Genomic DNA, 17,761 nt, shown 5'->3' with positions numbered 1-17,761 from the left:
TGCCGCCGCCGGCCGGACCCGTCAGACGCCCGGGATCGCGCGGGCCCGGAAGGCGTTGCGGACCGCGTCCGCCGCCGCCGTGCCGTACATCTTCTGCGCGGTCGCGACCGTGGTGAGCGCCGCGTCCTGGAAGCTGGTGTCGGCGGCGAAGCCGAACTGGGCGTTCACGATGATCCGGTCGGCCGTACGGGCGCCGAGCTTGCCCCGGATGTCGAAGAGGGCCCGCGACCAGATCTCGCCGTCGGCGTGGACCTCGCCCTCCAGGTCCGCGTACGTCTTCGCGGAGTCGATGCGGCGCAGGCAGTGCGGGGCCGCGCTGTAACCGGTCGCGTCCCAGTCGGCCACACAGGCCTGGTCGGCCTTCATCGGCCAGCCGTACTTCGCGACCGCGTTCGTGCCGACGGCCACGGCCAGGTAGTCGCCGAAGGCCTCGCCGATCGCGCCGGCCTGCGGGGAGGTGCCGAAGCCGGGGACCTGCGCGTGGTGCACGGCGTGACCGTACTCGTGGACGATCACCTCGGCGTCCTCGGCGTCGTCCACCCCGCCCTTGCCGAAGCGGATCTCGGCCTTCTTGTCGGTGAAGAAGGAGTTGTCGGCACCCCACTGGTTGAGCCGGACCGGCTGGACGCGGTCGTTCGCCCCGCGCAGCTCGGTGCCGAAACCGAGGCCCTGGAGGTACTCCTGCGCCTCGTTGACCCAGAAGTACGCCATGACCTGCTCGAACTCGTCGTCCGAGCGGTCGTACGACGTGGCCTCGGCGGCCTTCGCCGGGTTGCCGGTCTCCGAGCGGACCGCCGCCCACTTGCCCGACAGGGCGCCGCTCGCGTCCAGGTTGCGCAGCGCGACGGTCGCGTACGCGGAGGCCGGGACGTCGCCCACCGCGTCCTTGTGGTCGGCGAGGGACTGGTCGCCCGAGGACTGGACCGGGTTCACCATGAAGACACGGGCCTGCGGCGCGGACGCGGCGGACGCCCCCGCGGAGGGGAGCAGCGCCGCAGTGGCCGTGGCGACGGTGACGGCTGCCGCGGCGGCCAGGCCACGAGAGGTGCGGCGGGTCATGGACATCCTCCTGCGATGGGATGCTGCGACGGAAAGCTTGGCGTGCACTCGACACGCGGTGGCGGCGATCTTCGCGTACGCCCACCGTTTTGAACAGCCCCCCGGAGCCACGCCCCGCACGTGAGCCGGGCCACAGTCCTTCCCGCCCGTCCGCAGTACCCTGGTCGCATGCCTACGCTCGTACGCCGCCGTCACGTGGACTTCGTCCGCGTCACGAGCATGAGCTGTCGCCGCTCCGCCTGACCTTCCCGGGTACCACTCCACACCCCGGCGGGTCCCTCGTCGCACCCCCAAGCCGACCGGCACCCGTGGCCCCCGCACCACCCCTCGCGGCCGCCCGGGCACCCGTAACCCCGCGGACGCACCCATGACGAACAGCTCGTACCCCTCCCAGCTCCCCATCGTCGACCTCTCGGCCGCCGACCGGAACCCCCAGGCCCGCAGGCTCCTCCACGCCCAGCTGCACTCGGCCGCCCACGACGTGGGCTTCTTCCAGCTCATCGGGCACGGCATCACCGAAGCCGAGACGCGGGCGCTCACCTCCGCCATGCGCGCCTTCTTCGCCCTGCCCGAGGCCGACCGCCTCGCCCTCGACAACATCAACTCGCCGCACTTCCGCGGCTACACCCGCATCGGCGACGAACGCACCGGCGGCGCCCGCGACTGGCGCGACCAGCTCGACATCGGCGCCGAGCGCCCCGCGCACGCCCCCGCCCCCTGGGAAGCCCCCTACTGGTGGCTCGAAGGCCCCAACCAGTGGCCCGCCGCCCTCCCCGAACTGCGCACCGCCGCCCTGCACTGGATCGACCGCCTCAGCGGCGTCGCCGAGCGCCTCCTCCACGAACTGCTCGCCTCCATCGGCGCGCCCGCGGACTTCTACGACGACATCTTCGGCCCGCGCGCCCACCCGCACCTCAAGCTGGTGCGCTACCCCGGCAGCAGCGGCGAGGGCGACGACCAGGGCGTCGGCGCCCACAAGGACTACGGCTTCCTCACCCTGCTGCTCCAGGACCAGGTCGGCGGCCTCCAGGTCCAGCGCGAGGACGGGAACTTCCACGACGTGCCGCCGCTGCCCGGCGCCTTCGTCGTCAACCTCGGCGAACTCCTCGAAGTGGCGACGAACGGCTACCTGATCGCCACCAACCACCGGGTCGTCTCCCCGCCCGGGGCGACGGAACGCTACTCCGTCCCGTTCTTCTACAACCCGCGGCTCGACGCCCGCATCGCCCCCCTGGCCTTCCCCCACGCGGACCGCGCCCCGGGCGTCACCGTCGACCCGGCGAACCCGCTGTTCGCCGAGTACGGCCGCAACGAGCTGAAGGGCAAGCTCCGCGCCCACCCGTCGGTGGCCGCCCGCCACCACGCGGAGCTCCTGCTGCACCCGGAGGGTCAGCCGGTGATGTCGGCGTAACCCTCGATGTCGCGCGGGTCCCTCTTGCCGGGACCCGTGTAGCGGGCCGACGGACGCACCAGACGGCCGGTGCGCTTCTGCTCCAGGATGTGCGCCGACCAGCCGGCCGTACGGGCACAGCTGAACATCGACGTGAACATGTGCGCCGGGACCTCCGCGAAGTCCAGGACGATCGCCGCCCAGAACTCCACGTTCGTCGCCAGGATCCGGTCCGGACGCCGGTCGTGCAGCTCGTCCAGGGCGGCCTTCTCCAGCGCGGCGGCCACCTCGTAGCGCGGCGCGTCCAGCTCCTTGGCCGTACGGCGCAGCACGCGCGCGCGGGGGTCCTCGGCGCGGTACACGCGGTGGCCGAAGCCCATCAGGCGCTCGCCCTTGTCCAGCGCCTGCTTCACGTACGCCGTCGCGTCGCCCGTCCGCTCGATCTCCTCGATCATGCCGAGGACACGGGAGGGCGCGCCGCCGTGCAGGGGGCCCGACATGGCGCCCACGGCGCCGGAGAGCGCCGCGGCCACGTCGGCGCCGGTGGAGGCGATGACCCGCGCGGTGAACGTGGACGCGTTCATGCCGTGCTCGGCGGCCGACGTCCAGTACGCGTCGACGGCCTTGACGTGCTTCGGGTCCGGCTCGCCGCGCCAGCGGATCATGAACCGCTCGACGACCGACTGCGCTTTGTCGATCTCGTTCTGCGGCACCATCGGCTGGCCCTGGCCGCGCGCGGACTGGGCGACGTACGACAGCGCCATCACGGCCGCGCGGGCGAGGTCGTCGCGGGCCTGCTCGGCGGAGATGTCGAGGAGCGGCTTGAGGCCCCACACGGGCGCCAGCATCGCCAGCGCGGACTGCACGTCGACCCGGATGTCACCGGAGTGCACCGGGATCGGGAACGGCTCGGCGGCCGGCAGGCCCGGATTGAACGCGCCGTCGACGAGCAGGCCCCAGACGTTGCCGAACGAGACGTGACCGACGAGGTCCTCGATGTCGACACCTCGGTAGCGAAGGGCGCCGCCCTCCTTGTCGGGTTCGGCGATCTCCGTCTCGAACGCGACGACTCCCTCGAGCCCGGGTACGAAGTCGGACATCAGGCGGCTCCTCTATCGATGATCGATCAACCATGTTGGTCGATGGGGGGAATCAACAGTCATCCAGCGGAAGAGTCTGTACGGTTCCGATGATGCGGGGAAGCGTGACATCCGGCACACTGCGCCGATCCGGCGAGTGAGGATTAGGGCCACGTGGTGCCGGGCAGACTCGGCCGCTGCGGCAGGATGACCCTGTGACCGACGCCCTGGACCCCGCCGACATGCGCGAGCAGTACCGCACCACGGAGCTCCTCGCGGCCGACCTCGCACCCGAGCCGGTCGAGCAGTTCACCCGCTGGTTCAAGGAGACCGCCGCCACTCCGGCGATCCACGAGCCGAACGCGATGATCGTCTCCACCGCCACCCCCGACGGCCGCCCGTCCTCCCGGACGGTCCTCCTCAAGCACTACGACGAGGCCGGTTTCGTCTTCTTCACCAACTACCGCTCCCGCAAGGGCCGGGAACTGGAGGCCAACCCCCACGCCTCCCTGCTCTTCCCCTGGCACCCGCTCGCCCGCCAGGTCATCGTCACCGGCCGCGCCGTCCACACCGGCCGCGACGAGACGGTCGCCTACTTCCGCACCCGCCCCCACGGCTCCCAGCTCGGCGCCTGGGCCAGCCCCCAGTCCACCGTCATCCCCTCCCGCGCCGACCTCCTCGCCCGCTACGACGAACTCGCCGCCCGCTACCCCGACCCCGAGCAGGTCCCCGTTCCCCCCACCTGGGGCGGCATCCGCGTCATCCCCGACACCGTCGAATTCTGGCAAGGCCACGAAAACCGCCTCCACGACCGCCTCCGCTACCGCCGCGACGGCGACACCTGGCACGTGGAACGCCTGGCCCCCTGACGCCGCCTCCCGGCTCCGGAAACGCAGACGACCCGTGAGTCTTGGCACCGTCCGCCTAGGTTCGGACGGAGCCTGCCGGCCGGACTGCCGGCGACTCACGGGTCGGGTGACTGCGTTGGTGTTCGGCAGAGGGCCTGCCGAGGTGCACAGAGTGCGACTGGCAGGCCTTAGCCCGCAGTCACCTCACGAGTCCGAAAAGAAATCATGTTTTCGGATCACCTCCTTTCGCGTGTACCTCCACCCTAGGAAGCGCCCCCGTGTGCCTCAACCCATTTATTCAAATCGCGGAACGGGGGTGTGCTCTGTGTCACGTTCCAGTTGAATGGCCGGAGTAGGGGGGAGTGCCGGATGAGTGCGTTCACGGGGTCCGCGAGTGAGACCGCTTCTGTGCCGGGGGCGGGGGGAGACCTGCTGGCAGCGCTGCTGGACGGGATGGACGCGGCGTTGTGCGCGTTCGACGCCGAGGGGACGGTGACGCACTGGAACCGGGAGGCGGAACGGATCCTGGGGTGGTCGGCCGGGGAGGCGGTCGGGCGGCGGGGGTTCGGGGGGTGGGCGGCGCGGAGCGCGGACGCCGAGGAGACCCTGGGCCGGCTGATGGGGGCGATGAGGGGGACGGGCCGGCAGGTCCACGAGTTCGTGCTGCTGCGGAAGGACGGCGGGCGGGTGCTCGTGCGGAGCCAGGCGGCCGGGGTGCGGGGCGCGGACGGGGCGCCGGTGGGGGTGTACTGCGCGTTCAGCGAGGTCCACGTACAGCTGGATCTGGAGCGGTCGGTCGCGCTGAGCGAGGCGCTGTTCGACGACGCCACGTGGGGGGTCGTGCTCGTGGACGCCGACCTGCGCCCCGCGATGATCAACGCCCACGCCGCCCGCGCGCTGGGCACGGGGCGCACGGCCCTGCTCGGGCGACCGCTCGGCGACGTCGTCGTGCACGGCGCGGAGGAGCTGGAGGCGGCCTTCCAGCACGTGCTGGCCGAGGGGACGCCGTCCGCGCCGGCCGAGGTGTGGGTGACGCTCCGGACGGCCTCGGGGGAGCAGCGCCGGTGCTGGCGCAGCGGTTTCCTGCTGCTGGCGTCGCCGATGGCGGAGGAGCCGGTGCCGCTGGGTGTGGCGTGGCTGTTCCAGGACGTGACGGAGGAGCGGCTCGCGGCGCGCGAGGCGGACCGGATGCGGTTCCGGTGGAGCCAGCTGCACCGGGCGGGCGCGGCGGCCTCGGAGTGCGAGGACCCGGACGAGGCGGCGACGGTCCTGCTCGACTTCGCGCTGGCCGGTTTCGCGGACCACGCCCTCGTCGACCGGGTGGCCGGCGAGCGGCGCCTGACGCGGGCCCTCGCCACCCCCGCCGGCGCGCCCGGCCCGTCGTCCCCCGTCGTCGGCGGCGGCATCCCCCTGCGGTACGGGCCGAGGCATCCGGCGCTCCAGGCCTGGGACCGGCTGGGCTCGGTGCGGGCGACCGCGGGCCGTACCGCCGAGGTGTGGGCGGAGGCCCACCAGTGGCCGGGGGACGCGGCGCACGCCCTGTGCGTGGTGCTGCGCTCGCGCGGCCGCACGGTGGGCGTGCTGACCTTCCTGCGGGCCGCCTGCCGTGCGCCCTTCGAGCGGGAGGACGTGGTGTTCGGGGAGACGGTGGCGGCCCGGGTGGCCGCGCTCCTGGACCTCGGCGGCAAGGACTGCTGAGGGCGGGGGCCGGGGGTCCGGGCTGACGGCCGTGGGCTCCCCGTACACCCACTTTTTTGTGGGTACTTGTACGGTCCCGGCGCCCGGGAGAACCTGGTGGTGGCCCGGACGGGAGGGAGCGGCAGGGCCTCAGGAAGCGGCGGCCGCTTCCGTGAGCCGGTCCAGCCGGCGATGGCCCCAGTCGGACAACGGGCCGAGCAGTTCCGACAGTTCGCGTCCGTGCTCCGTCAGCGAGTAGACGGTCTTCGGCGGCAGCACGTCGTGCACCTCGCGGTGCACCAGGCCGTCCGCCTCCATCTCCCGCAGCGCCTGCGTCAGCACCTTCTCGCTGATCTCGGGGAGCCTGCGGCGCAGTTCACCGGGCCGCAGCGGCCCGGACTCCAGCAGCCACAGCAGCGACGTCTTCCACTTGCCGTCGATGACGGCGATCGCGGCCGTCACGCCGCAGACGTTCGTGTCCTGGGCCCGGAGGCGTGTCATGCGCGTCCCTCTCGTTCGTCGGTCACCTGCATCCCATCCTTGTGCAAGGGAGTTCCTCCATGTCTTCTTCCGCGTCCTCGTCCTCGTCCTCGTCCTCGTCCTCCTCTTCCTCTTCCTCGTCCTCCTCCGTGTCCTCGTCCGTGTCGTCCTCCGGTTCTCCGCTCTCCGTCACGGTCCTCGGTCTCGGTCCGATGGGCCGGGCGCTCGCCGGCGCCTTCCTGGACGCCGGGGTGCGCACCACCGTGTGGAACCGGACCCCGGGCCGGGAGGGCGACCTGGCCGAGCGGGGCGCGGTCCTGGCCGCGAGCGCCGAGGAGGCGGTCGGCGCGAGCACGCTGACCGTGATCTGCCTCGTCAACTACGACGCCACGGACTCCGTGCTGCGGCAGCCCGCCGTCACGGACGCGCTGAAGGGGCGGACCCTGGTGAACCTGAGCGCCGACGTCCCGGAGCGCGCCCGTGACACGGGCGGCTGGGCCGCCGAGCACGGCATCGGCTATCTGGACGGCGCGATCATGACGCCGACGCCGAGCATCGGGACGCCGGCCGGGGTGTTCCTGTACAGCGGGCCCGAGTCGCTGTACGCCGAGCAGCGGCCGGTGCTCGACGCCCTGGGCGGCGCCCACACCCACCTCGGCGAGGACATCGGCCGGGCGGCGGCGTACGACGTGGCGCTCCTCGACATCTTCTGGACGTCGATGACGGGGTACGTGCACGCCCTGGCCCTGGCCCGCGCGGAGGGCATTCCGGCGCGCGAGCTGGCGCCCTTCGCCGCCGGCATCGGCGCGATCCTCCCGCCGCTCTTCGAGGAGTGGGCGGACGACGTCGACGGCGGTTCCTACTCGGGCGAGGGCAACCCCCTCACCTCGGCCGTCTCCACCATGTCCCACGTCGTCCACGCCGCCGAGGCCCACGGCATCGACGCGACCGTCATGCGCGCCGCGGAGGCCCTCGCCGTCCGTGCCGTCGACCGCGGCCACGGCGCCGACGGCTTCACCCGCGTGACCCAGGTCCTGGGCGGCCGGTGACGGGAGGGGGCGGTGGCCCCCGTCCGTTCTAGTGGCGGAAGAAGATCCGGTCGCCGTACTCGTTCATCACGCGGCCGTTCCACTCGTGGCCGCCGTCGACGTTGCCGGAGCGCAGCAGGGGCGGTTCGATGCCGCGGCGGACGAGGTCCTCGGCGGCGGCGGCCATGGTGGCCTGCATGAGGGCGCTGGTGACGACGGTGGAGGCGGGGGCGAAGGGGGCCTCGATGCCCTCGTGGGTGAGTTCGGCGTCGCCGACGGCGATCCTGGAGTCCAGGACGATGTCGCAGTGGTCCTTGAGGTACGTGCCCGAGACGTGCCGGGACTTCGTCTCGGTCGCGTACGCCACCGAGGTGACGCCGATGACGGTGAGGCCGAGGGCGCGGGCGTTCATGGCCATCTCGACGGGCAGGGCGTTGCGCCCGGAGAGGGAGATGATGATCAGGACGTCGCCGGCCTTGGCGGGGGAGGAGTCGAGGACGGCGCCGGCGAGGCCGTCGACCCGCTCCAGGGCCGAGCCGAGGGTGGCGGGCATGACGTCGACGCCGACGACGCCGGGGACGGCGAGCAGGTTCATCAGGGCGAGGCCGCCGGCGCGGTAGACGACGTCCTGGGCGGCGAGGGAGGAGTGGCCCGCGCCGAAGGCGAAGAGGCGGTTGCCGTTCTCGACGGCTTCGGCGATCGCGGCCCCGGCGGCGGCGATCTCGGCGGCGTCCTCGTCGCGGACCTGCTGGAGCAGGCCGATCGCGGCGTCGAAGAACTGTCCGGCCAGCTTGCTCTCGCCCATGGCGGCGGCTCCTTCTCGTCGTGGTCGCGGATCACGGTGCGGTCTGGACCATTGCTCTGTCAATACCGCCTCACCCGGGTGAGGCCCGGTTGTCGGCCCGATGCGTCAGAATTGGTGGAGGGCCAGCGCACGACTCATCGAGGGGCACGTATGTCCGGACTGATCGACACAACGGAGATGTATCTCCGCACCATCCTCGAGCTCGAGGAGGAAGGTGTGGTCCCGATGCGTGCCCGGATCGCAGAGCGGCTCGACCAGAGCGGCCCCACCGTGAGCCAGACGGTGGCGCGGATGGAGCGCGACGGCCTGGTGGCCGTGGCGAGTGATCGCCATCTGGAGCTCACCGACGAGGGCCGCCGCCTCGCCACCCGCGTCATGCGCAAGCACCGGCTCGCCGAGTGTCTGCTGGTCGACGTGATCGGCCTGGAGTGGGAGCAGGTGCACGCGGAGGCCTGCCGCTGGGAGCACGTGATGAGCGAGGCCGTGGAGCGGAGGGTCCTCGAACTGCTGCGTCACCCGACGGAGTCGCCGTACGGGAACCCGATCCCGGGCCTCGAGGAGCTGGGCGAGAAGGCGGAGGCGGAGGCGTTCCTCGACGACTCGATGGTCTCCCTGGCCGACCTGGACGCGAGCGGCGGCAAGACGGTCATCGTGCGCCGGATCGGCGAGCCGATCCAGACGGACGCCCAGTTGATGTACACCCTGCGCAGGGCGGGCGTGCAGCCCGGTTCCGTGGTCTCGGTGACGGAGTCGCCCGGCGGTGTCCTCGTCGGCAGCAGCGGCGAGGCCGCCGAGCTGGACGCGGAGGTCGCGGCGCACGTCTTCGTCGCGAAGCGCTGACGGCTTCTTCCTGTACGTGACCGAGGGGCGCCCGGCCAGGCCGGGCGCCCCTCGGTCGTTTCCGCCGTTCGCCGGCCGGTCGTCGTCAGATGTACGGGGCGAGCACGCCCCACAGTCCCAGGGCGAGGATCGCGAGCGAGAGGGACGCGTAGAAGAGGTGCTTCACGACGGTGGTGTAGAGCGGCTCCACGGCGACGCTGGTCGAGGGCGCCTCCGGGTCGTAGACGATGTGGATCTCCTGGGTGGAGCGGCCCGATCCGTAGCCGGTGGTGTGCTCGTTGCCACTGGTGTCGGTGTACGTGTAGTAGCTCGCCCGCTTGCCGTTCGGGTAGTAGTACCGGGCGGCGGCGACGGTGATGCCGCGGCGGCGGAGGGTCACCCGGGTGTCGACGCTGGCGTACGTGCCGATGCAGGCCATGGCGCCCAGGAGCGCGCCCGGCGCCGCGAAGAAGGCGACGAAGCCCATCTCGGAGCCGTGGGTGGAGCCGGTCCACCACACGTAGCCGCCGAAGGCCGCGAGGACGGCCAGTACGCCGACCCACACCTGCCACGTCTTGATCACGAGCCCCCCGTCCTCGGTGGTGACGAGGGCGCTTCCGGCGGGGTCCCGCTGGGTGGGCAGGGCGGCGGTGAGGGCGGCGTGGAAGGCGGCGGCGGAGTACGCGTTGCCGCCGGTGAGCCGGCGGGTGGCGCCGTCGGTCAGGACGATCGTCAGGGCCGTGTCGCCGTCCGGACGGACCTCCTGGACGGCGGTCAGGGGGATGTGGGTGATCTGCCGGCCCGCCGTCGTGGTGAGGCGGTCGGGCCGGAGGACCGTGTACTGGTCCCCCTTGCCGAGGATCTGTGGACTGAGCATGCCTCGATTGAGCCATGAAGGAGAGGGGCGGTTGTAGGGGGCGCCGATCACGAACTCGCATCGGCCCGGGGTGGTCTGACGGAGCGACGGATCCGGCGGGTCCTCGTCGCGCGCCCCGATTTACGCCGGAATGCTCACGCCCGCGCCCTCGTCGTGCCACGCTGGTACGAGCCGGCGTGGAGGGGGTGGAGCCATGAGGGACTGCGGACGACAGAAGGCCCCGGCGCCCTTGGGCGCCGGGGCCTGTCCTCCCCTGTGCTGACCTGGAGCCCCGAGCTCTCAAGGTCAATCCCCTCGGACCGTCTTCCCCGAGCGGTCCGCCTCCCGTTCAAGATCTCCCCTCGGCGACGGGAGTCAATCCTTGAGTCCTGTCACTCGAACGAGGGGTGTTGGGTGGCAAGAGCGCATTTTCGAATGCGAGTTCGATAGTCTGACGGGGTTCGACGCAAAGAGGGGGTGCCAGGGACATGGCGCGACGACTCGACGTCACCGGGGCCGACGGCGTACGGCTGGCGGCCTGGGACTTCACCGACGGGGCCGCCCGACGGACCGGCCCCGGAGTCTTACTCCTCCACGGCCTGATGGGACACGCCGCCCACTGGGCCCCCGCCGTCGCGCGACTCACCGGCCGCACCCGCACGGTCGCCCTCGACCAGCGCGGCCACGGCCACAGCGAGCGGCCCCCCGGCGGCGTCTTCACCCGCGAGGCGTACGTCGCCGACGCGGCCGCCGTCATCGAGCAGCTCGGCCTCGGCCCCGCCACCCTCATCGGCCACTCCATGGGCGCCCTCACCGCCTGGCAGCTCGCCGCCGAACGCCCCGACCTCGTCCGCGCCCTCGTCATCTGCGACATGCGCGCCTCCGCGCTCGGCGCGGCCTCCCAGCGCGAATGGCAGGACTGGTTCCGCCGCTGGCCCACCCCCTTCCCCACGCTCGACGCGGCCCGCCGCTGGTTCGGCCACGACGACCCCTGGGTCGAGCGCCCCAACCCCGCCCGCGGCGCCTTCTTCGCCGAGGTGATGGCCCAACACCCCGACGGCTGGCGCCCCGTCTTCGACCCCGCGCACATGCTCACCTCCCGCGAGACCTGGGTCCACGACGCCCACTGGGACTCCCTCGCCGAAGTCCGCTGCCCCACGCTCGTCGTCCGCGGACTCGACGGCGAGCTCGGCCGCGCCGAGGCGCAGGAGATGGTGCGGGTCCTTCCCCACGGGTCGTACGCCGAGATTCCCGACGCCGGTCACCTCCTCCACTACTCCCACCCCCACGACTTCCACCGCGCCCTCCATCCCTTCCTCACCGGCACCCTCACCCCCTGACCACCCCACCCCTCACGGCCCGCCGCCCCGCGTCGCGGCCCTCGCTCCCCCGGGTCCGGCACCCGACCCGGGCTGCGCCCCGCCCCCTCGTCGTGGGCACGCGTCCCGCCGGGGCGGTGCCCACCCCCGGCGCCCACCACGTTGTGGGCAATCGTTCCGCTGGGGCGGAACGGGTGGGCACAACGGACGGCGCCCCTCGCCGGGCCCAGGCTTCCGCGCCCGGACCCGCACCCTTTGCTCGGCGCACCACCGGTGCGGGTCCAGGCCCAGGGGGCGAAGGCCCCCGCCCGAGGTGGGGGCCTTCACCGTTCCGCCCGGAACCGCCTTCGTTCCCAACGGTGTTGAGGGCGGCCGGCGCGCCCCGCGGTAAGGTCCCGCCATGTCCTCATCAGCGAAGACCGACCGGCTCTCCTCCCGCCCTCCCGTCACCGCGGACGACCTCGCCGTCTCCTTGCGGCTCGCGGTGGAGGTCCTGCGCGGGGCGCCGGCGGACGCTTGGGAGGGGAAGGCGGGGTCGCTGGAGTGGGACTGCTGGGAGACCGTCGAGCACCTGAGCGACGACCTGTTCGCGTACGCGGTGCAGCTCGGTCCGACGTCGCCCCCGCTGGAGGGGGACGTGCCGTTCGTGTGGGAGAGCAGGCGGCCGGGCGGGCCGGCGAACGCGATCCACGCGGACCGCGAGGCGGGCCCGTCCGGTCTCCTGCAGGTCCTGGAGGCGAGCGGCGCGCTGCTGGTCGCCATGGTGCGGACGGCGTCGCCGGAAACGCGGGCGTACCACGGGTTCGGGGTGTCGGACCCGGAGGGCTTCGCCGCGATGGGGATCGTGGAGACCGTGGTGCACACGTACGACCTGGCGCAGGGGCTGGGGCTCGTGTGGAGTCCGCCGGCCGATGTCTGCGCCCGGGTGCTGGCCCGCCTGTTCCCGGACGCGCCGGCGTCCACGGACCCCTGGCGCACGCTGCTGTGGGCGACGGGGCGGGCGGAGCTGGAGGGGCGGCCGCGGCTGACCGGGTGGCGGTGGCACGGCACGCCGCGAGACTAGGACCTGTCCGATCACGCCGGGCCCGCGGGGCCTGGCGCGTACGGCGTTTATTGGCTTGCTGCCGCCGAACGGGGTCGGATAGGAAGCCTGCATGCTTACTGGCGGCAAGGTCGGGCTCAGGGCCCGGTTCGACGAGGACATCCCGATCCTGCGGACCGAGCTGTTCGACGACGTGATCAACTCCGCGCGTGCCGAAGGCGGTCCGTGGCGGCCGATCACGCCGGGGTCGAAGGACCCGCGGCTCGTGGTGGACGAGTCGGACCAGCGCAACGTCCCCTTCTCCATCGTGGAGCTGGAGGGCGGCACGCTGATCGGCAGCGCGAACCTGTGGGGCATCGACACCCACAACCGCGGCGCGCACATCGGCCTCGGCCTGCTGCCGGCCGCCCGCGGCAAGGGGTACGGCACCGATGTCGTGGCGGCCCTGTGCCGGTACGGCTTCGTGGTGCGCGGGCTGCACCGGCTGCAGATCGAGACGCTGTCGGACAACCACGCGATGCTGCGCGCGGCCGAGCGCAACGGCTTCACCCGCGAGGGCGTGCTGCGCTCCTCGGCGTGGGTGATGGGCGAGTTCCTGGACGAGGTGATCCTCGGACTCCTGGCCCGTGACTGGAAGCCGGCGCCGCAGCAACGCTAGGAGGGCTTGTGTGGACCTGTTCGCGTGTGCCGGGTGCGACACGGGGCTGACGGCGCCGGTGTCGAGGGTCGCGCTTCCCGTGCACACCCGTTTCGGTGGGTGGGAGGAACTCCATCCGCCGCTGATGGACCCGGGGACGTATGCCGTCGATCCCCTGCCCTCCGGACCGCCGTGGCGGCTGTGGGAGGACGTGGGAGAGGAGGAGGCCGCCCGGAGGGGGGTGTACGCGCCGGTGTACCACGTGTCGTTCGGCGCGCGGGACAGGATCGTCATCGCCCCGGGCGACTCCCGGTCGATGACCCTGATCCCGGAGAAGTGCGACGGGTACTGCCGGGGTGTGGACGGCCGGGACGGCCCCAACCTGGCGTGCGCGGGGTGCGGGCGGGCTGTGGCGACGCGCGTGGACGACTGCGGGTCGTGGCAGACGGTGTGGCTGGAGCCCGACGCCGTCGTACGCCGCCCCTCGGGACTCCCGCCGGTCCCGCCGCCTGACTGGGGCGACCTGGAGCGGGCGGAGCACCGCGTCCCGCCCTTCGAACTCGACGGGTCGTGGAGCCGCCGCTGGGAAGCGGCGCTCGGCGTCGCACTGGCCCACCTCGTGGCGGTGACCGAGGACCGCCCGGTGACCCTGCCCGACGGGCCCGTCTCCGAGCTGTTCGGCCCCGCCGTGGACCGGTGCCTCCCCGCGGGGCCCGACACCCGCTCGGTGGACCTGGCCGGCCCGGGTGTCCGTACGCCCCGGCCCCGCCCCGACGTCCTCCTCGTCCCCCGCCATCCCCTGACGGGCGAGCCCTGGCGCCCACCCGGCGACGACGGGCCCGTGGTCCCGCTGGACAGTGGCGTCTGGGCGTACCTCGTCCACCCCGGCGAGACCTCGCCCACACCCGCCACCGGAGTCCTCCCGGAAGGCGTCCTCCGTGACGACTACTCCCTCCTCCCGCACCTCTGGTACCCCCTGACCCCGAACCGCAACGCCTTCGCGTGGACCCTCGTCGGCCTCCCCGCGATCCGCGCCCCCCGCCTGCGCAGGTACCGCGAGTCGTACGGCTAGGGACATGTCACGGCACTTTTCGGACGTTTTGGCGGCTCCGGCGCCTAGGCGTCAATTCGCGACGAAGCCGGGTGAAAACTGGTCATACATGCGAGGTCTCGTGTCGGTGCGTGAACCAACTGCGTAGGTTCTGGGCTCGGTTCGGGATGTCCTGTGGCGCCCGGGCCGCACCGTTCTTCCACCGGAACCGGAGGGGAAAACGCATGGCTGACATCGACCTCGGCGTGGCGTCGGACTGGGACGAGGGTGACACCCACGGCCGCGTCAAGTTGCGGCAGAACCAGGTCTACCCGACCTCGCCGAAGAAGGACGTGCTCATCAGTTCCCCGGTGAGCATCGAGCTGTCCGTCAACACGAACCACTCCTCTTCGCAGGAGGCGGACAAGATCTACTTCACGACCCATCACGGCTCCACGAAGAAGATCATCGCGGTGCTCGACTCCGACGGCAACCTGCACATCGCCGGTCGCCTGATCACCGAGCAGAAGGACCTCGGCTACTAGGACGGCCCGAGGGGTACGGCGGCCGCGGCCGCCGTACCCCGGACGGGGCGCGAGGCCGCTTCGGGTCCGGCGGCAACGGCTCGGCGCGTGCCCACTCGGCGTCGGCCGACGACACGCGCCGAGCGGCCGTCGGACGATCCGACGGAAACGGCCTAGACGTGCAGTTCGGGCGGGAAGCCGGTCCAGCGGAGGTCGTGGGGGAGGTGGCCGGTGTCGTTGAAGAGGAGGAGGGACGGGGGGCGGCCGGGGGCGTAACGGAGGACGGTGAGGGCGGCGTTGGCGTGGTCGATGCCCATCCAGCGCCACCGCGGGGTGTCGAGCGCGGCGCGTACGAGCCAGGCGACGAGGAAGTTGTGGGTGACGACGAGCTCGTGGCGCGGGGTGTCGCCGGCGACGGGTCCGGTGAACCGCTCGACCGCCTCGGCGGCGAGTGCCGGGCCCTGCTCGCGCTCTTCGGCGGGGAAGCCGGACAGGAAGCCGAGCATGGCGTCCGCGGTCTCCGGCGGTAGTTCTTCCCGCGCGGGGAGGTAGGGAATGTAGTCGCCGGCCGGTTCGGAGCGCCGCACGGGCACGTCGTCGAGCTGCTCGCCGATCAGCCGGGCCGTCTGCTCGGCGCGGGCGAGCGGGCCGTGGTGGATGGCCGTGAGCGGCACGCCGCGGAGCCGCTCACCGAGCAGTGCGGCCTGGCGGCGGCCCGCGGCCGTCAGCTCGCTCTCGTCCGCCGAGGCTTCGCCGTGGCGGGTGAGGTAGAGGTGGCGGGCGGCTGTTCCGGCCATGGTCGGGCCCTCCGGCGGAGTCGATCCTGCAGGTTTCCGGAGAGACGCCGCCCCGGCGCGGTCCGGTTCCGGAGGGGCGGGCCTCAGTCGCGGCGCAGGATGGAGAACTTCCCGGAGTCGGGGTCGCCGACGGTGGCGTACGGCTTGGGGACCGCGGGGGTGCCGTAGACGCCGAAGCCCTCGATGTCGACGGGGCAGGTGTCGACGGAGACGTATATCTCCCCCGTGTAGGGGCCTTCGGAGGGGTCGTGGGTCCAGCGGCCGATGCCGGAGCACTCGCGGATCGAGGGCTCGCCGGGGCTGGAGAAGTCGAAGGTGTCGACGCGGGAGGCCGTGGCCTCGCCGTCGGCGGTGAGGGTGAGGGTGCCGCCCTGGCCGTCCGCGTGGGTGTCGGCGCCCTGTTCCGCGTTCAGCCGCGGGGGCTCGTGGCCGATTCCGGCGGACAGGGCGATGCCCGCGAGGGTGAAGGCGCCGACGGAGGCGAGCGTGCCGAACATCGCCACCCGCCGGAACATCGTGCGGCCCGAGAGACGAGGCCGGTCCGGGAGCAGCAGACGGCGGGCGACGAGGGCGGGGGCGGTGAGCGCGGCGGTGACCACGAGCCATCCGGCGAGGCCCGCGAAGGGGCCGGTCTCCGTGAGGATCACGCCGGCGAGGACCGGAGCGGCGGTCGCGGCGGCGGTGACCGCCGGAACCCACCACCACACCTCGCGCCCCGAGAAGCGGCGGCCGAGCCGGGCCGCCGCCGTCAGCAGCGGCGTCACCACGCTCACGGTCAGGAAGGCGCCGAGTACGTACGAGGCGGCGGCCAGGAAGGGTGCGGCGACCACCAGCAGGAACAGCGCCATCGGGTTGACCGGCGAAGGCGGGCCCTCCTGGGTCTCTCCCCGGACGTAGGCCGCGATCAGGCCCAGCACCACCTCGGTGCACAGCACCGCGACGGAGGCCGTCACGACGGCGCCGAACCGGTCGTTCGGGCGTGCCTGTGGCCGCTCCCGCACTGCATCCCGCATTTCTGAACGCATTCAAATCCCCTCCGGCCGTCATCACGCACCACCGCGGAGGGATGATCGACCCATGAGTGAGATCGTTTTGATGGCCGATCCGAGGGTCGCCGCGGTACCCGTCGTCGAGTGCGGGGAACCCCTCGTCGACGTCCGCGGCAGCGCGCTGCTGGTCGACCCGCGCAAGCAGGACCCGGAGAACGCCTTCGCCCATCTCCGGCAAGGCGTCCTCGAACGGCTGCTCAAGGCGCAGGAACTGCTCCCGGACGGCCTGCGCCTCCTCTTCGTCGAGGGCTACCGGCCGCCCTCGCTCCAGCGCGCCTACTTCGAGGAGTACGCCGACCAGCTCCGCGCCGCCCACCCCGACTGGACCCCCGAACACCTCCACGTCGCCACCAGCCGGTACGTCTCCCCGCCCGACATCGCCCCCCACAGCGCCGGCGCCGCCGTCGACCTCACCCTCGCCGACGCCGACGGCCACGAGCTGGACCTCGGCACCCGCATGAACGCCGACCCCGAGGAAAGCGGCGGCGCGTGCTACACCCACGCGCCCGGCATCCCCCCGCGGGCCCGCGCCCACCGCGAACTCCTCGGATCCGTCCTCACCGCCGTCGGGCTCGTCAACTACCCCACCGAGTGGTGGCACTGGTCCTACGGCGACCGCTACTGGGCCCTCGCCACCACCACCCCCACCGCCCCCTACGGCCCCACCCCCCTGACCGCGCCGTAGACCGCGCCGCCTGCCCGCGCCCCGCCCCGCCCGGGCACCTCCCGCCCGTTGCACCCTCGCCCCCGCGTTGTGGGCCGCCCCCACCGCCTTGCGCGGCGATCGTTCCGCCGGGGCGGCACCCATCCCTGCGCCCCCGCGTGTTGTGGCCCTCGTTCCGCCGGAACAGTGCCCACCCCCGGGCTGCGCCCTCGCCCCACGTTGTGGGCCGCGCCCCGCACGTTGTGGGCAATCGTTCCGCCGGGGCGATGCTCACCCCCGCGCCTCCGCCCACCCCGTGGTGGGCAATCGTTCCGCCGGGGCGGTGCCCACTTCCGCGCCTCCGCCCACCCCGTGGTGGGCCCTCGTCCCGCCGGGGCGGGCCCCACCCGCCCATCGCGTTGTGGGCAATCGTTCCGCTGGGGCGGAACGGGTGGGCACAACGGACGGCGCCCTTTGCCGGGCCCAGGCTTCCGGGCCTGTACCCGCACCCGGTGCGCACCGGACTGTGGGTGCGGGTCCAGGCACAGGGGCCGGAGGCGCCGCCAAGGGGCGCCGTCCCGTGTGCCCACCCGTCCCGCCCAGCGGGACGATTGCCCACACGGCAGCGGGCGAAGGCCCACACGACAGCGGGCGGCAGCCCAGGCGGGTGCGGACCCAC

Annotated in this window: 19 protein-coding genes; 11 read left to right on the top strand and 8 right to left on the bottom strand. The window is 72.9% G+C overall.

Annotated features, from left to right (window positions below):
• Nucleotides 1-21: 21 nt before the first annotated feature.
• Nucleotides 22-1,059: a M4 family metallopeptidase gene (locus AC067A_RS07040; RefSeq protein ID WP_478615575.1), complete on the bottom strand. Its 1,038-nt coding sequence runs from the start codon at nucleotides 1,057-1,059 to the stop codon at nucleotides 22-24.
• 367 nt (nucleotides 1,060-1,426) lie between these two features.
• Here AC067A_RS07040 and AC067A_RS07035 point away from each other — a divergent pair, with 367 nt between their 5' ends.
• Complete coding sequence (locus AC067A_RS07035; RefSeq protein ID WP_478615572.1) at nucleotides 1,427-2,470, top strand: isopenicillin N synthase family dioxygenase; 1,044 nt, start codon at nucleotides 1,427-1,429, stop codon at nucleotides 2,468-2,470.
• Here the strand turns inward: AC067A_RS07035 and AC067A_RS07030 are convergent.
• A complete protein-coding gene (locus AC067A_RS07030; protein ID WP_478615569.1) occupies nucleotides 2,449-3,549 on the bottom strand; it encodes a citrate synthase 2 in 1,101 nt (366 codons plus the stop codon). The genes AC067A_RS07035 and AC067A_RS07030 overlap by 22 nt on opposite strands.
• 221 nt (nucleotides 3,550-3,770) lie before the next feature.
• On the opposite strand from AC067A_RS07030, the gene pdxH reads away from it, so the two are divergent.
• Both pdxH and AC067A_RS07020 read left to right on the top strand, forming a co-directional pair.
• Complete coding sequence (pdxH, locus tag AC067A_RS07025) at nucleotides 3,771-4,397, top strand: pyridoxamine 5'-phosphate oxidase (RefSeq protein ID WP_478615657.1); 627 nt, start codon at nucleotides 3,771-3,773, stop codon at nucleotides 4,395-4,397.
• A gap of 348 nt (nucleotides 4,398-4,745) precedes the next feature.
• Nucleotides 4,746-6,074: a PAS domain-containing protein gene (locus AC067A_RS07020; RefSeq protein ID WP_478615567.1), complete on the top strand. Its 1,329-nt coding sequence runs from the start codon at nucleotides 4,746-4,748 to the stop codon at nucleotides 6,072-6,074.
• A gap of 129 nt (nucleotides 6,075-6,203) precedes the next feature.
• On the opposite strand, the gene AC067A_RS07015 is transcribed toward AC067A_RS07020, so the two are convergent.
• Nucleotides 6,204-6,554 carry a winged helix-turn-helix transcriptional regulator gene (locus AC067A_RS07015; RefSeq protein WP_478615564.1) on the bottom strand — a complete coding sequence of 117 codons (351 nt, stop codon included), beginning with the start codon at nucleotides 6,552-6,554 and terminating at the stop codon, nucleotides 6,204-6,206.
• A 22-nt stretch (nucleotides 6,555-6,576) separates the two neighbouring features.
• On the bottom strand, nucleotides 6,577-6,726 hold the full coding sequence (locus tag AC067A_RS07010; RefSeq protein ID WP_478615561.1) for a hypothetical protein: 150 nt from the start codon (nucleotides 6,724-6,726) through the stop codon (nucleotides 6,577-6,579).
• 19 nt (nucleotides 6,727-6,745) lie between these two features.
• Between AC067A_RS07010 and AC067A_RS07005 the strand changes: the two genes are divergently transcribed.
• The gene (locus tag AC067A_RS07005) at nucleotides 6,746-7,582 is read left to right on the top strand and encodes an NAD(P)-dependent oxidoreductase (RefSeq protein ID WP_478615559.1); all 837 of its coding nucleotides are present in this window, start codon (nucleotides 6,746-6,748) and stop codon (nucleotides 7,580-7,582) included.
• 28 nt (nucleotides 7,583-7,610) lie between these two features.
• Here the strand turns inward: AC067A_RS07005 and AC067A_RS07000 are convergent, their stop codons facing one another.
• Nucleotides 7,611-8,366: an SIS domain-containing protein gene (locus AC067A_RS07000; RefSeq protein WP_478615557.1), complete on the bottom strand. Its 756-nt coding sequence runs from the start codon at nucleotides 8,364-8,366 to the stop codon at nucleotides 7,611-7,613.
• A 150-nt stretch (nucleotides 8,367-8,516) separates the two neighbouring features.
• On the opposite strand from AC067A_RS07000, the gene AC067A_RS06995 reads away from it, so the two are divergent.
• A complete protein-coding gene (locus AC067A_RS06995; protein ID WP_017239389.1) occupies nucleotides 8,517-9,206 on the top strand; it encodes an iron-dependent transcriptional repressor DtxR in 690 nt (229 codons plus the stop codon).
• Between the two features lie 85 nt (nucleotides 9,207-9,291).
• Here AC067A_RS06995 and AC067A_RS06990 read toward each other — a convergent pair whose 3' ends face one another.
• The gene (locus AC067A_RS06990; protein WP_478615555.1) at nucleotides 9,292-10,062 is read right to left on the bottom strand and encodes a hypothetical protein; all 771 of its coding nucleotides are present in this window, start codon (nucleotides 10,060-10,062) and stop codon (nucleotides 9,292-9,294) included.
• Nucleotides 10,063-10,529: 467 nt separating this feature from the next.
• On the opposite strand from AC067A_RS06990, the gene AC067A_RS06985 reads away from it, so the two are divergent.
• From AC067A_RS06985 to AC067A_RS06965, 5 genes are all read left to right on the top strand, one after another.
• Nucleotides 10,530-11,381 (top strand): alpha/beta fold hydrolase, encoded by an 852-nt coding sequence (locus tag AC067A_RS06985; RefSeq protein WP_478615552.1) that lies wholly within the window; start codon nucleotides 10,530-10,532, stop codon nucleotides 11,379-11,381.
• Nucleotides 11,382-11,760: 379 nt separating this feature from the next.
• A complete protein-coding gene (locus tag AC067A_RS06980) occupies nucleotides 11,761-12,423 on the top strand; it encodes a maleylpyruvate isomerase mycothiol-dependent enzyme family protein (protein ID WP_478615550.1) in 663 nt (220 codons plus the stop codon).
• Nucleotides 12,424-12,514: 91 nt separating this feature from the next.
• Nucleotides 12,515-13,060 (top strand): GNAT family N-acetyltransferase, encoded by a 546-nt coding sequence (locus AC067A_RS06975; RefSeq protein WP_478615547.1) that lies wholly within the window; start codon nucleotides 12,515-12,517, stop codon nucleotides 13,058-13,060.
• A 10-nt stretch (nucleotides 13,061-13,070) separates the two neighbouring features.
• Entirely contained in the window at nucleotides 13,071-14,111 is a 1,041-nt protein-coding gene (locus tag AC067A_RS06970; RefSeq protein WP_478615545.1) for a hypothetical protein, read from the top strand.
• A gap of 203 nt (nucleotides 14,112-14,314) precedes the next feature.
• Nucleotides 14,315-14,614, top strand: a complete 300-nt coding sequence (locus AC067A_RS06965; protein WP_327162597.1) for a DUF6342 family protein — start codon at nucleotides 14,315-14,317, stop codon at nucleotides 14,612-14,614.
• Nucleotides 14,615-14,766: 152 nt separating this feature from the next.
• Here AC067A_RS06965 and AC067A_RS06960 read toward each other — a convergent pair whose 3' ends face one another.
• Together AC067A_RS06960 and AC067A_RS06955 are read right to left on the bottom strand one after the other, a co-directional pair.
• Nucleotides 14,767-15,390: a histidine phosphatase family protein gene (locus tag AC067A_RS06960; protein ID WP_478615540.1), complete on the bottom strand. Its 624-nt coding sequence runs from the start codon at nucleotides 15,388-15,390 to the stop codon at nucleotides 14,767-14,769.
• An 83-nt stretch (nucleotides 15,391-15,473) separates the two neighbouring features.
• Nucleotides 15,474-16,403 carry a hypothetical protein gene (locus tag AC067A_RS06955; protein WP_478615537.1) on the bottom strand — a complete coding sequence of 310 codons (930 nt, stop codon included), beginning with the start codon at nucleotides 16,401-16,403 and terminating at the stop codon, nucleotides 15,474-15,476.
• A gap of 64 nt (nucleotides 16,404-16,467) precedes the next feature.
• Between AC067A_RS06955 and AC067A_RS06950 the strand changes: the two genes are divergently transcribed.
• Nucleotides 16,468-17,124 carry a M15 family metallopeptidase gene (locus AC067A_RS06950; RefSeq protein ID WP_478615534.1) on the top strand — a complete coding sequence of 219 codons (657 nt, stop codon included), beginning with the start codon at nucleotides 16,468-16,470 and terminating at the stop codon, nucleotides 17,122-17,124.
• Nucleotides 17,125-17,761 lie beyond the last annotated feature (637 nt).

Source organism: Streptomyces sp. NPDC043176 (assembly GCF_056436715.1).
Note: the sequence above shows the minus strand (reverse complement) of the source record. Positions and strands in the feature narration are given on the sequence as shown.

Bases quoted from the DNA above. Each gene is read 5' to 3' on its own strand.
- AC067A_RS07040 (WP_478615575.1), bottom strand. From the start codon at position 1,059: ATGACCCGCCGCACCTCTCGTGGCCTGGCCGCCGCGGCAGCCGTCACC.
- AC067A_RS06990 (WP_478615555.1), bottom strand. From the start codon at position 10,062: ATGCTCAGTCCACAGATCCTCGGCAAGGGGGACCAGTACACGGTCCTC.
- AC067A_RS06985 (WP_478615552.1), top strand. From the start codon at position 10,530: ATGGCGCGACGACTCGACGTCACCGGGGCCGACGGCGTACGGCTGGCG.
- AC067A_RS06965 (WP_327162597.1), top strand. From the start codon at position 14,315: ATGGCTGACATCGACCTCGGCGTGGCGTCGGACTGGGACGAGGGTGAC.
- AC067A_RS06955 (WP_478615537.1), bottom strand. From the start codon at position 16,403: ATGCGGGATGCAGTGCGGGAGCGGCCACAGGCACGCCCGAACGACCGG.
- AC067A_RS06980 (WP_478615550.1), top strand. From the start codon at position 11,761: ATGTCCTCATCAGCGAAGACCGACCGGCTCTCCTCCCGCCCTCCCGTC.
- AC067A_RS07000 (WP_478615557.1), bottom strand. From the start codon at position 8,366: ATGGGCGAGAGCAAGCTGGCCGGACAGTTCTTCGACGCCGCGATCGGC.
- AC067A_RS07015 (WP_478615564.1), bottom strand. From the start codon at position 6,554: ATGACACGCCTCCGGGCCCAGGACACGAACGTCTGCGGCGTGACGGCC.
- AC067A_RS07020 (WP_478615567.1), top strand. From the start codon at position 4,746: ATGAGTGCGTTCACGGGGTCCGCGAGTGAGACCGCTTCTGTGCCGGGG.
- AC067A_RS07030 (WP_478615569.1), bottom strand. From the start codon at position 3,549: ATGTCCGACTTCGTACCCGGGCTCGAGGGAGTCGTCGCGTTCGAGACG.
- AC067A_RS07035 (WP_478615572.1), top strand. From the start codon at position 1,427: ATGACGAACAGCTCGTACCCCTCCCAGCTCCCCATCGTCGACCTCTCG.
- AC067A_RS06995 (WP_017239389.1), top strand. From the start codon at position 8,517: ATGTCCGGACTGATCGACACAACGGAGATGTATCTCCGCACCATCCTC.
- AC067A_RS06975 (WP_478615547.1), top strand. From the start codon at position 12,515: ATGCTTACTGGCGGCAAGGTCGGGCTCAGGGCCCGGTTCGACGAGGAC.
- AC067A_RS07005 (WP_478615559.1), top strand. From the start codon at position 6,746: ATGGGCCGGGCGCTCGCCGGCGCCTTCCTGGACGCCGGGGTGCGCACC.
- AC067A_RS06950 (WP_478615534.1), top strand. From the start codon at position 16,468: ATGAGTGAGATCGTTTTGATGGCCGATCCGAGGGTCGCCGCGGTACCC.
- pdxH (WP_478615657.1), top strand. From the start codon at position 3,771: ATGCGCGAGCAGTACCGCACCACGGAGCTCCTCGCGGCCGACCTCGCA.
- AC067A_RS06960 (WP_478615540.1), bottom strand. From the start codon at position 15,390: ATGGCCGGAACAGCCGCCCGCCACCTCTACCTCACCCGCCACGGCGAA.